Genomic DNA, 11,653 nt, shown 5'->3' with positions numbered 1-11,653 from the left:
ATTTATTTTCTGACTCATTTTCATCCCGACGCTCACCTTCGGTAGAGCGCGGGACTTCCCATTCGCATTAGTTAAATCTTAGCCCGCAGAGGTGGGTTTTGTTTATTTCAGCTTGCACCATTTTCAAGAACAGGCAAGATGCCTGTTCCACAAAGATTAGATTTTAGTGTGGGGAGTAGGGGTTGGGCATCCTGCCCGCCCGTGAAAGGCTTATTAAAAATGGTGCAATATCTAAGTTTATTTCAACTTGCGGGCAATTGATCGATCGCGCGATCGATCGAATCGCAACCTTGTTCAACCGTTTCTACCACAGCCAACACGCCCCGCAATTCCCCAGCGCCGGGGAAACCCTTAGCATACCAGGTTAAGTGCTTGCGCGCTTGGCAGACACCGCTTTCACCTTTATATTCCCACAAAGCCCGCAAATGTTCCTTAGCACATTCGAGGCGTTCAATTGGTGTCGGAGGTATCTTTTCCACACCAGTTTTCAAGAAATAATCAACTTCTCCCACCAAAAAAGGATAGCCCAAAGTTCCCCGCGAACACATCACTCCATCGGCGCCGGTTTCTTCCAGACATCGCATCGCTGCTTCCACTGAAAAAATATCCCCGTTAGCAATAACTGGAATCGATAAAACTTCTTTCACTCGGCGAATCCACTCCCATTTTGCCGGGCCGGTGTAACCTTGCGATCGAGTGCGGCCGTGCACGGTAATCATTTTTGCACCCGCATCTTCCATCCGCTTCGCAAATTCCAAAATATTAATTTCTTTGTCAGTCCAACCAATCCTAGTTTTAACCGTGACAGGAACATCTACCGCTTCCACAACTGCCCGCACAATTGCCTCGGCTGTTTCCGGATCTCGCAGCAGGGAAGAACCGCCGCCGTTTTTAGTAATTTTGTTAACCGGACAGCCCATATTAATATCAACAGTATCCGCTCCTTCTGCCACTGCTTTCTGGGCCGCTTCTGCCAAGAAATCCGGCCGGCAGTCAAACAATTGAATGCTAATCGGGCGCTCGTTCGGGTCAACTTCCATAATTCTCGGCAGTTGCTTCACGTAGTGCAAACCCGTAGCGTTCACCATTTCCGTGTACATCATCGAATCCGGCGCGTAGCGGCGCACCAGGCGGCGAAATACCAAATCGGTAACGCCGGATAATGGCGATTGCAAGACGCGGCTTTTAACTTCAAAATCGCCGATTTTGAGCGGAGTTGCTAACCTTTCTTTTAATTCGGGAGATAGAGCAAGCATAGTCGATCGCACTTTAATTCTAATATCTGTATATTATACTACACTTCCGATAGTTGACAGTTGTTAATTATATTTTTAGCCGATTATTGAGTGACAGCTAAAAGTATATTTAACCTGACCGCAATACCTATTTTACAGAACCCGATCGCCCGAATTTGAACATTGTGAAACCATGACTCAAACGCCAACGCCGACCACAGTTAAATTTCTGTGCCGCTTCCATCTATCTATGGGGTGTGACCATTAATGAGATATCTACCTACTAAGACTGTTGCCCAAGTCATATTTTTATTGTTTAATTCTGCCGAATGCTCTGACTGCCTTCGGCTCCGGCTGCCTTCAGACGATTAATGCTTAAATTTATTGGGATTCTGCAAAAGCCGTACATCAGATCGTTTTAAACTACAATTGGTTGATTCCTGACGACGCCGATCGAACATTAAAAAAATTGTAGAGAATTCCTATGGACGCCGCAGCACTCTGGCAACGCTATCAAGACTGGCTTTACTATCACGAGGGATTGGGACTTTACCTCGATATCAGCCGCATGGGATTCGACGACGCTTTCGCAGCAGCACTGAAGCCCAAATTTGACAAAGCTTTCAAAGACATGGCAGCTTTAGAAGCAGGTGCGATCGCCAATCCCGACGAACACCGCATGGTGGGCCACTACTGGCTGCGAAACCCCGATTTAGCTCCCACTCCAGAATTAAAACAAGAAATAGTCGAAGGAATATCACAAGTCGAAGCATTTGTCAAGAAAGTTCAAAACCGCGATATTAAACCGCCCTTTGCTCCGCAATTTACCGACATAATTTCGATCGGCATCGGCGGCTCGGCCCTCGGCCCCCAATTTGTCGCCGAAGCTTTATCCCCAGACATTCCGCCCCTAGCAATACATTTTATCGACAACACAGATCCGGCTGGGATCGATCGAGTCCTCAACAAAATCAAAGACAAACTCGCCAGCACCCTAGTAATTACTATCTCCAAATCCGGCGGCACCCCCGAACCGCGCAACGGGATGATCGAAGTTCAAAAAGTCTTCGCAGCCGAAAAACTCGATTTTGCCAAACAAGCAATTGCCATCACCGGAGTTGACAGCCAACTCGACAAATTAGCCAAATCCGAAGGCTGGATTACCACTTTTCCAATGGCAGATTGGGTGGGAGGACGCACTTCCGAATTGTCAGCAGTCGGACTTTTGCCCGCAGCTTTGCAAGGCATCGACATTCGGGCGATGCTCGACGGCGCTAAAGTCATGGACGAAGCTACCAGAACCACCGAAATCAAACATAATCCCGCCGCCTTGTTAGCAATGTCCTGGTATTTTGCTGGCAACGGACGTGGCGAAAAAGATATGGTAGTTTTGCCGTATAAAGATTCACTGCTATTGTTCAGCCGCTACTTGCAGCAATTAGTCATGGAATCGATCGGCAAACAGGAAGATTTAGACGGCAACACAGTTCATCAAGGAATCGCAGTTTACGGCAACAAAGGCACCACAGACCAACACGCCTACGTCCAGCAACTGCGAGACGGCGTGCCGAATTTCTTCCTAACATTTATCGAAGTTTTGCAAGACAGGCAAGGCATTTCCCCAGAAGTAGAAACCGGCGTCACTTCAGGAGATTATTTGTCGGGTTTGTTGCAGGGAACTCGACAAGCTTTGTACGAAAATCACCGAGATTCCATTACTGTCACAATTCCCCAAGTCAACCCGGAGACAGTAGGAGCATTAATCGCCCTCTACGAAAGAGCAGTAGGTTTTTACGGTTCCTTGGTGAATGTCAATGCCTATCACCAGCCAGGGGTTGAAGCAGGCAAAAAAGCGGCCGCTGCTGTATTGGATTTGCAGCAACGGGTACTGCAAGTGCTCAAAGACGCCCAAAAACCTCTGTCTGTAGCAGAAATAGCCAAAAAAGCAGGGAAACCAGAGCAAATCGAGACAATTTATAAAACTCTGCGACATTTGGCAGCCAACGGGCGCGGCGTAGCTTTGGAGGGCAAATTAGGACAACCGGCTACTTTAACTGCAAGCTATCAAGAGAATTAAACAGTAGAATTAAACATTAAAAGTGACTAATTTCACTTTTAATGTTTAATTTTTAATTCCCCCATGCCATTAACGATTCTGGTTGCTGACGACGATTTCGCGACTCGCTTGTCGATTACCGATTATCTAGAAATTACCGGATACTCTGTAATCGCTGCTGAGAACGGCAAAGAAGCTTTAGGCTTGGTAGATGAATTTGGGCCCCACTTGATTGTTACCGACATTACAATGCCCGAAATGGATGGCTACGAATTTGTACGGCGAGTTCGGACTCGTCCCGCTTTCCGCTTGCTGCCGGTGATTTTTTTGACCGAACGCACGAGCACGGAGGAACGGATTCGCGGCTATCAGATGGGGTGTGACAATTATCTGGCTAAGCCTTTTGAACTCCAAGAATTGGGGGCGGTAATTCGCTCTTTGCTCGATCGCTACGCTCTAATCGCTCAGGCCCCCTCTCGTTCCCCGGAACCCGAACCAATGCCAACAGAGGCACGCAGCAGAGCCAATGACAAGCCAGAAGCAGATTTTTTAACTCAAAAGTCAAACACAGGCGATTCCCTACGAGATAGCTCCGCTTCACGGGCATCTCCCAGCCAAAATGCTCCGACTTTGACTCAGCGAGAGCGACAAGTGCTAGATTTGCTGACAGAAGGTCTTTCTAATATTCAAATAGGCTCCACACTCCACCTCAGCCCTCGAACTGTCGAAAAGCACGTCAGCAGCTTGTTCAGAAAAACTGACAGCAACAACCGTGCAGAACTCGTTCGCTTTGCGATGGAACACCATTTAGTCGGTAATTGGTAATTGGTAACTGTTAATTGGTAATTGTTAATTTTTCCTGATTGATAACGTACTCCAACAAACCCTCGGCAGCATCGTGCAGCAAATCAATTACTCGATCGAATCCCTCCGGGCCACCGTAGTAAGGATCTGGCACTTCTTTAAGGTCGTATTTCTGGCAAAAATCGCACATCAGTCGCACTTTATCTTTATACTTTCCAGCCGCATCCAAGGCAAGAATATTGCGATAATTGTCCCGATCCATAGCCAGAATCAAATCAAAATTTTCAAAATCTTTCCTGGTAAATTGGCGGGCTTCGCCTAGCAATTCAATGTCTCGCTTCTTCGCCGCCAATGCCATCCGCCTGTCAGGGGGGCTGCCAATGTGATAGCTAGCAGTTCCAGCCGAATCGCAGGTGATGCGATCGCTCAAACCAGCTTGTTCGATTAAGTGATTCATAATATTTTCTGCTGAGGGCGATCGGCAGATATTTCCGAGGCATACAAACAATAATTTATAAGACATTTAATTGATAATTAGTAATTGGTAATTTTTAATGGGAAGGGAAGAAAGAAAATTTTTACTTTCCCCTTTTTCCCAACGTTTTGTGCTTCAGAGAAATCAATCAGTCATTAGCTATAGATTTGTTTTTAAACACAGATAGCTAACAACTAATGACTGATGACTAATGACTAACCGAAACCGGGGAGATTTAGTCCCCCGGTGAGTTCTTCCATTTTCTCCCGCATCGTCATCGTAGACTTAGCGTAAGCATCCTGCATCGCCACCGTGACGAGTTCAGAAACCACCTCAGCACCTTCACCGAGGGCATCCGGTGAGATTTCCACGCGGCGGGGTTCTTGGTTGCCGCTGAGAAAAACCTTGACCAAGCCACCGCCGGCAGTTCCCTCAATTTCCATGACATCCAACTCTTCTTGGAGCTTTTTAGCTCCTTCTTGAACCTGCTGAGCTTTTTTGAAAGCTTCAGTCAGTTCTTTCATTTTGCCCAGGCCGAAGCCAAATCCTTGTCCTGATTTTGTCATCAAAATTCCTCTGGTCTGAAACCCCGTCCTTACAGGACGGCTTTACATTTAATTTTAATCCCCTTGCGGGGTAGGGGGGTAGTTGCCCCCCGTGAGGATATGGTTGTCCTCAATCTCCCATTTCTGGGGTAAAGTTAGCTTTGCCAATGTTTTCTGAGCTTGTTAGGCTAGGAGCACTGTTCCTGTTACCTTAGAACTGTTTAACTACTAGCGACAGAGCAGGGAACTAGCTTCGCATTCGCCCGGTGTCGTGACTCAAAAAACGTAGTCAGTTAAGACTTAGGCGGGTCAAGATGGCTTGTTAGATTTCTCTTTCAAGCCTCATGCCGTCAGGGCTGAGGTTCTTGACAACTACTTTGTGATGGTGTGTGGGCTGGCAGTCTGCCGTTTCCGTATTACTTCAATGATGCCTTAGAAGGGAAACTCTCCCAGTATTCTAACTTCTGGCTCCAACAACAGCGACCACCGCTGCTCGACTTGCTGTTGAACGTGGCGGATCACTTGAAAAATATCATTGGCCGTTGCCGACCCGCAGTTAAGAATAAAATTAGCATGGCGCTGAGCTACTTGTGCACCGCCGATCTGATATCCCTTCAGTCCCGCTTGTTCGATGAACCAACCTGCCGTCTTGGGGCCAGGGTTACGGAAGACTGAGCCACAGCTCGGTAAGTGGTAAGGTTGAGTTGTCCGCCGCTGGCTGAAATGGTCATTAGTTTCTGCCATTACTTGCGATCGGTCGAATCCCGGCTGTAACTGAAAAGTCGCTTCTGTTACTAGCCGATCGCCCCCTTGCAGCACCGAAGTCCGGTAGCGGTACTCCAACTCTTGGGGAGTCAGAATTTCCACCTTACCACCGGGGGATAGGACGCGAGCATTGACTAGAATATCAGCAGTACAGCCTCTGTGAGCGCCTGCATTCATCACCACAGCCCCTCCCACCGTACCCGGTATGCCGACTGCCCATTCTAGACCTTTCCAGCCCCGTTTAGCCGCCAACCAAGCAAGGCGGGGAATTGACTCCCCCGCCCCCGCCGTAACTTGACCTGTTTCTGGGTTAAAATTCACCTGTTTGAGGTAGCGAGTGCCGACGACCAAACCGGACAAACCCCGATCGCTCACCAACAAATTAGAACCCGCACCCAGCAGAGTCACCGGCACCCCTTCATCGTGTGCCCAGGCAAAACTCGCTTGCAAAGCCTCCATACTGCGGGGAGCAACGTACCACTCGGCGGGGCCACCGACTCGGAAGGAAGTCAGGCCCGCCAGCGAAACTTGGGAGTTAATCTTGCAATCAGTTCCCCGCAAAGAAATAGGAGAATACACTCGCCGATTGTCCTTAACAGAGGAGTCATTCGAGATAGTCACCATCTTGAAAATCCTTAAAAATACCTTCGCTCGAAGACAGGGTTGAAAATCCATTTAGCTAACTTATGTCGCCCCTTTGAGCGAGCCGTCCGACAGAAGTTTCGACACAAAGTGCAACGCCATAATGTCGATCGACTCTACTCTGTTCGCGAGCTAATCGGGGCGATCGGCTTCTTGATAAAAAGCCATAACCTCTGGAATAATCTGATTCAGATTACCAGCGCCCAAAAACAGAGCCAAATCCCCCGGTTGCAGATTTTGGGTTAAAAACTGAGTGACTGACTCTAGGGAAGGCGCAAACTCAACCTCTCGGCCTTCTTTAGCAATCAAATCAGCAACCTGCTGCCCGCTAATCTCTCCTAAATTTGGTTCCCCAGCACTATAAATATCGCAAGCCACAACCAAATCAGCATCCCCAAAAGATTGAGCAAATTCTGGCAAAAATGTCAGAGTCCGGCTGTAACGGTGGGGTTGAAAAATTGCAACCACTCTTCGGGATTTGGGATTTTTTTCGCTACCTTCGATACGCAAGCGAGCGGCCGCCAAGGTGACACGAATTTCGCTAGGATGGTGAGCGTAGTCGTCCACAAACAGGATGTCATTGTGAAAACCCCGCACCTCAAAACGGCGACGAGCTCCTTCAAAGCCAGCAATCGCTTTGGCAATCGCCGAAAACTCTAACCCCAACAATCGGCCTACTGCTACCGCAGCTAGTGCATTGCTGAGATTGTGTGTACCCAGCAACTTCAACTCCATTTCCCCCAGGAAAGCTCCTCGCTCCCAAATTCGGGCCTTGGTACTTTCGGCCCCGTACTCCACGCCCGATGCCGTGTAGTCAGCACCGCTGTCCGGCTGCAAGCTATAACTGACATTAGGCTGAAGGGAATCTTTGACGATTTGGTCGTCAATGCAGCCCACCAAGGTTTGACAGTTTTGGGCAAACACCTTAAATGTGTCTATTACCTGGTCAAGGGTATCGTAATGGTCTGGATGATCCAGTTCCACGTTCGTTACTATGCCAATTTTGGCTACTAGCTTAACGAGAGAACCGTCGGATTCATCAGCCTCGGCCACTAAGTAGGGGCCTTCCCCCAAACGGGCATTGCCTTCCCAAGCATTTACCTCGCCTCCTACTACGATCGTCGGGTCTAGACCCGCAGCCATCAGCATGAAGCCGATTAAGCTGCTAGTAGTAGTTTTGCCGTGAGTCCCGGCTACGGCTATGCTTTGGTAATCTTGAATTAACGCTGCCAACACATCCGATCGATGAAAAATCGGACAGCCCAAATCTAAAGCAGCTCGATATTCGGCATTGGCTGGGTGAATAGCCGTCGAACATACTACTTGAGGCAATCCCGGAATTGCTTGGGCGCTTGAACCGTTGCCGTTAAATTGGACAGCTTCGGCTGTCGCGACAGAAGTTCCTACCGTACCCGCGACTATCGAGGATACTGCTCTTTCCTGTTGCCCGCAGTCGGGACTGCTACCGTTAAGGGCCGTTTCAAATAATTCAAAATTGCTGGCGTCTTGACTCCAAAAAATATGAGCTCCCATTCCTTGCAAGCGCTCGGTTATGTGACTCGATTTAATGTCCGAGCCGTACACAGGCAACTTGCGTTTAGCTAGAATGTAGGCAAGGGCTGACATCCCAATCCCACCAATGCCGATGAAATGAAATGGTCTACCGCTAAAATCAACAGAACTCGGCATCTTTGCTCCTCACACACCACACCACGCCAATAACACGCGATATCATATCAAGAATTGTTTTTTCAGGATACAGTTCGCTAGAGATTTTGTACAAAATTCTCTGCGTGTCCCTAGATTTGAGGGACTTGTAGAGATGTTTGTCTTGTATCCTATATGACTTAGTACCGAGTAGTTTTCCGGAACAGTCACAGCTCGAAAATTGCAGGTAACAGAAAACGGGGTCTGGGGTCGGGGCCAATAGACTAATTTTGGGTGGTTGCATACTCCTGCATTCTTTCTATTTCTATCCGCCTGCTGTGCTGGGATACGGCAGCAAAAGCCCCACAACCTTTCTACCAAGATTGAGGGTAAAACCCATAAGGATTTACAAACACTACCACGAACAACAAAATTTCGCTCATTTTGTAGTCATTTATCTACTCCTACGGTCATTTTTTCTTGAAAGTGAGAGATTGACACGATCGCAGCTATAGTATATATTCTGACTTTATTGTATATATACAAGTTATGCAGTTTGTCGAAATAGTCGCAAAGCCATAGATCAAACCAAATCATTGGTTTTGATCGAGAAGCCGATCGACGCTCTTGGCAGTCCTTAAAATTTTTACCAGTGCGCTAAGTATATCTACCGTCAAAACTTTTTCGGTAGCCCACAAACGAATGCTCAGGCGGTCGATCGCAAAACGAGAAACAAGTTGGGATTAATATTGGCAAGGTTAATCATCCAGTCCCGAAACCACTCCGACGCTCAGAAGCGGGTTTTTTAAGTCTTATTGAAGGTTTGGACGAATTAAGGGGGTTGAAAAAACCGGTTTCAGCGTCCAGGACGATCGTCGAAACTAGGGTCGTCTAGGGGTTTGTCGCCGATGTAAAGCGAGGGTTTTCTCATAAACGAGCTTATGGTTAAAAGCGTATAAACAGAAAATTGGCGCGATGTCTGTATTAATCCTGATTTGGGGGAAATATGGGGAAAATAGCGGTTTTGGGCGGGACTTTTGACCCGGTTCACTGGGGTCACGTGTTGGTAGCCGAAACGGCTGCGAGTCAATTTGCTCTCGATCGAGTCATTTGGGTACCGGATCGCTCTCCTCCTCACAAAGAGCGCCCGGATTTGGCAAGTTTTGAGCAGCGGCGGGAAATGCTTGCTCTGGCGATCGCCGATCGGCCAGACTTCGTAATTTCGCCGCGGTCGGCCAATCCCAGAGGCAGTTGTTTTGCGATCGACACCCTGCTGTATTTGCAAAAATTGTATCCCGGCGATCATCGCTGGTACTGGATTATTGGTAGTGACGCACTCCTTACTCTTCCCAAATGGCACCGGTGCGCCGAAATTGCCCGGTTGTGCGACTGGTTGGTGGCCCCACGTCCGACTCACGGAGATCGAGTGACAGCAGAAAGCAAGGAGAGTGGGGGACTGTCCGAGTGGGGAGATTATCCGGGTGGAAAACCCCTCGATTCCGGGGGAGACAGGATGCAGGTTCAGGCGACTGCTGTGGGCCGACGAGTTGCCGAACAAATGGCTCTTGTGGACGTGGAAATTCGCTGGGAAGTGCTGTCCATGCGTGCGATCGAGATTTCGTCCAGCCACATCCGCCGCTGCTGCGCCGAAAGGCTCGACCTCCGCTACTTAGTCCCGGAAGTTGTCGGGACTTATATTGCAGCCCATCAGCTTTACCAGATACATTTAACCCGGTAAATCCCGAACTAAGCCAGGAATCACCGTGTATGGCAAGATAGAAAAAGCAGCAAGCTCTCCTATCAAGGAGGTATCTCTCAAAGCTTTCAATAAAATATTGAAAGCGCCATTTTTGTCCCTGTCCAGAGTGTGTCCGCACTTTGGACATTTAAATATTTTAGACCCGCCTAATTTAGAATGAACGTGTCCACATTTGGAACAGATTTTCGATGTGTACTCTTCTGTCACGTCTACTACAACACCACCATGCTTGGTAGCTTGATGCTTCAACGTTTGTTTAAAGCGATAATGGCTCAACGTAACCATCGCTCTAGCCGTTTTAGTCGCCAACCTGCGTTTGCCTTTTTTGACCATTTGTTGTGTCTCAAAGGTTGGCAAGAAAATTAACTTGTACTTGCTTGTCAAATATTTTGCAGCTTTCTTGTGTAGTTCATTGACCAAGTTTTTAATCTTGCTCCTGATTGGGGCTGCTGATTTTCGCAGGCAATACCTTAGTCGCTTGAACTCTCTCCCTTTACTTACTCCAATACGGGACATTAATTTGTCTAGATGCCTTGCTAGGCGATAGATACGACCGATATCGTTTTTTCCTATTTCGATGAAGTCACTACCATCAAAACCAGTAAGAAAAGTTCTGACACCCGGATCTAAAGCAATAACTAAATCGCTCTCAATTGGCTTGATTTTTGGTACATCAATTGCATAGCAAATAAACCATTGCCTGTTAATCAAGCTAAGTGTCGGTTCGTGCTGCATTACCTCGATAATGGGCTCCGATGACTTGAATGTTAGTTCCTTAGTAGAAAGTGGGTAAAAAGTTCCTAGTTTCCAATTGGACGTTTGAAATCGGATAGTCTCAGATGCGTCGAAACGGCTTCTAAATTTTGCCGTTCCTTTTGTCTTTTTAGCTGCTTTGTGTGCTTCAAAAGCTTGGAACACTGCCATTTGACGCGGATTGTAAGGTTGTTCAGACACCCAACTAGGGGCTGAGTCCATTATTTTCTTCCTTAAGCCATACTTACCAATTTTTTCATCTTTCAGGATAGCAATTGCTTGATTGTAACACCATCTACTTGCTGCAATCCAACTCCTCCACTTCGCTGCTAGCTTGGTTTCCGGGTAAACTCGAATCTTCTTTGATAGCAGATTTGTATTTTCGCAAACCATAGAGTCGGCTGCTAAAGACGTGGATGATGGCAAGGATGTCGGGTAAGGAGGCATATGTCACCATATCCCCCTCCCCTAAGAACCGTACTTGATACTTACGCATCATAGGGCTCAAGCCTATGGCTTTCCAGATTGCTTACCTGTGTGTATGTGTATATGACAGGCTTTGTGTACATGGACGAGATTGACCTCATCTTCTGTACCTCCATCTTTAACTTTCGTTATGTGATGAAGATGTAGTTCTTCTCCGTTGAACAGATTTTCGCCACATACTGGGCATTTCCATTTCTGGTTTTCAGCGACTTTAAAGTATTTGGACTTTTTATCCCATCGAATTTTTCCGGTGGAGGTTCGCCGTTGTTCCCAGTATTTGGCTAGGGTGGGGTCATCGGGTGATGAGGTGTCTTTGACTTTGATATGGCGTATAATTGGTATCTGAGAAATTTTTCTTACAGATACTATTTTGGGTTTTCCATGTCTGTCTGGCACCTCTGTTGTGAAGGGGAGCGTGTCACTTTTGCAATGAGTATAAATACCCAAAAATACTAGGGCAGAGGTTTTGAGCTATTTTTGGGCAAA

10 protein-coding genes and 1 pseudogene are annotated in these 11,653 nt (G+C 47.5%); 3 read left to right on the top strand and 8 right to left on the bottom strand.

The window, feature by feature from the left end:
* Positions 1 to 242 precede the first annotated feature (242 nt).
* On the bottom strand, positions 243 to 1,256 hold the full coding sequence (gene dusB / locus QUA88_RS28325; RefSeq protein WP_333057150.1) for a tRNA dihydrouridine synthase DusB: 1,014 nt from the start codon (positions 1,254 to 1,256) through the stop codon (positions 243 to 245).
* 463 nt (positions 1,257 to 1,719) lie between these two features.
* Between dusB and QUA88_RS28320 the strand changes: the two genes are divergently transcribed.
* Both QUA88_RS28320 and QUA88_RS28315 read left to right on the top strand, forming a co-directional pair.
* Positions 1,720 to 3,312: a glucose-6-phosphate isomerase gene (locus QUA88_RS28320; RefSeq protein WP_333057148.1), complete on the top strand. Its 1,593-nt coding sequence runs from the start codon at positions 1,720 to 1,722 to the stop codon at positions 3,310 to 3,312.
* 63 nt (positions 3,313 to 3,375) lie between these two features.
* Positions 3,376 to 4,116 carry a response regulator transcription factor gene (locus QUA88_RS28315; protein ID WP_333057147.1) on the top strand — a complete coding sequence of 247 codons (741 nt, stop codon included), beginning with the start codon at positions 3,376 to 3,378 and terminating at the stop codon, positions 4,114 to 4,116.
* A 10-nt stretch (positions 4,117 to 4,126) separates the two neighbouring features.
* On the opposite strand, the gene QUA88_RS28310 is transcribed toward QUA88_RS28315, so the two are convergent.
* The 4 genes from QUA88_RS28310 to murC all read right to left on the bottom strand — a co-directional run bounded on the left by QUA88_RS28310 (position 4,127) and on the right by murC (position 8,211).
* Complete coding sequence (locus QUA88_RS28310; protein WP_333057146.1) at positions 4,127 to 4,618, bottom strand: low molecular weight protein-tyrosine-phosphatase; 492 nt, start codon at positions 4,616 to 4,618, stop codon at positions 4,127 to 4,129.
* A 167-nt stretch (positions 4,619 to 4,785) separates the two neighbouring features.
* A complete protein-coding gene (locus QUA88_RS28305; RefSeq protein WP_015178392.1) occupies positions 4,786 to 5,136 on the bottom strand; it encodes a YbaB/EbfC family nucleoid-associated protein in 351 nt (116 codons plus the stop codon).
* A gap of 411 nt (positions 5,137 to 5,547) precedes the next feature.
* Positions 5,548 to 6,504 (bottom strand): UDP-N-acetylmuramate dehydrogenase, encoded by a 957-nt coding sequence (gene murB / locus QUA88_RS28300; RefSeq protein ID WP_333057143.1) that lies wholly within the window; start codon positions 6,502 to 6,504, stop codon positions 5,548 to 5,550.
* Positions 6,505 to 6,654: 150 nt separating this feature from the next.
* Positions 6,655 to 8,211, bottom strand: a complete 1,557-nt coding sequence (murC, locus tag QUA88_RS28295; protein ID WP_333057142.1) for a UDP-N-acetylmuramate--L-alanine ligase — start codon at positions 8,209 to 8,211, stop codon at positions 6,655 to 6,657.
* 964 nt (positions 8,212 to 9,175) lie between these two features.
* Between murC and nadD the strand changes: the two genes are divergently transcribed.
* Entirely contained in the window at positions 9,176 to 9,907 is a 732-nt protein-coding gene (nadD, locus tag QUA88_RS28290) for a nicotinate (nicotinamide) nucleotide adenylyltransferase (protein ID WP_333057141.1), read from the top strand.
* Here nadD and QUA88_RS28285 read toward each other — a convergent pair.
* The 3 genes and pseudogenes from QUA88_RS28285 to QUA88_RS29600 all read right to left on the bottom strand — a co-directional run bounded on the left by QUA88_RS28285 (position 9,896) and on the right by QUA88_RS29600 (position 11,563).
* The gene (locus QUA88_RS28285) at positions 9,896 to 11,038 is read right to left on the bottom strand and encodes a transposase (protein ID WP_333057152.1); all 1,143 of its coding nucleotides are present in this window, start codon (positions 11,036 to 11,038) and stop codon (positions 9,896 to 9,898) included. The genes nadD and QUA88_RS28285 overlap by 12 nt on opposite strands.
* Positions 10,977 to 11,114, bottom strand: a pseudogene (locus QUA88_RS28280) (IS607 family transposase); the annotation flags it as partial. The gene QUA88_RS28285 and the pseudogene QUA88_RS28280, both read right to left, overlap by 62 nt.
* Positions 11,115 to 11,191: 77 nt before the next feature.
* Complete coding sequence (locus tag QUA88_RS29600; RefSeq protein ID WP_445299464.1) at positions 11,192 to 11,563, bottom strand: HNH endonuclease; 372 nt, start codon at positions 11,561 to 11,563, stop codon at positions 11,192 to 11,194.
* Between the last annotated feature and the right edge of the window lie 90 nt (positions 11,564 to 11,653).

The organism is Microcoleus sp. D3_18_C2 (assembly GCF_036702395.1).
Classification (GTDB): domain Bacteria; phylum Cyanobacteriota; class Cyanobacteriia; order Cyanobacteriales; family Microcoleaceae; genus Microcoleus.
This window is presented reverse-complemented; position numbering and strand designations above follow the sequence as displayed.

Coding starts and splice junctions, on each gene's coding strand:
- dusB (WP_333057150.1), bottom strand. CDS start 1,256: ATGCTTGCTCTATCTCCCGAATTAAAAGAAAGGTTAGCAACTCCGCTC.
- QUA88_RS28320 (WP_333057148.1), top strand. CDS start 1,720: ATGGACGCCGCAGCACTCTGGCAACGCTATCAAGACTGGCTTTACTAT.
- QUA88_RS28315 (WP_333057147.1), top strand. CDS start 3,376: ATGCCATTAACGATTCTGGTTGCTGACGACGATTTCGCGACTCGCTTG.
- QUA88_RS28310 (WP_333057146.1), bottom strand. CDS start 4,618: ATGTCTTATAAATTATTGTTTGTATGCCTCGGAAATATCTGCCGATCG.
- QUA88_RS28305 (WP_015178392.1), bottom strand. CDS start 5,136: ATGACAAAATCAGGACAAGGATTTGGCTTCGGCCTGGGCAAAATGAAA.
- murB (WP_333057143.1), bottom strand. CDS start 6,504: ATGGTGACTATCTCGAATGACTCCTCTGTTAAGGACAATCGGCGAGTG.
- murC (WP_333057142.1), bottom strand. CDS start 8,211: ATGCCGAGTTCTGTTGATTTTAGCGGTAGACCATTTCATTTCATCGGC.
- nadD (WP_333057141.1), top strand. CDS start 9,176: ATGGGGAAAATAGCGGTTTTGGGCGGGACTTTTGACCCGGTTCACTGG.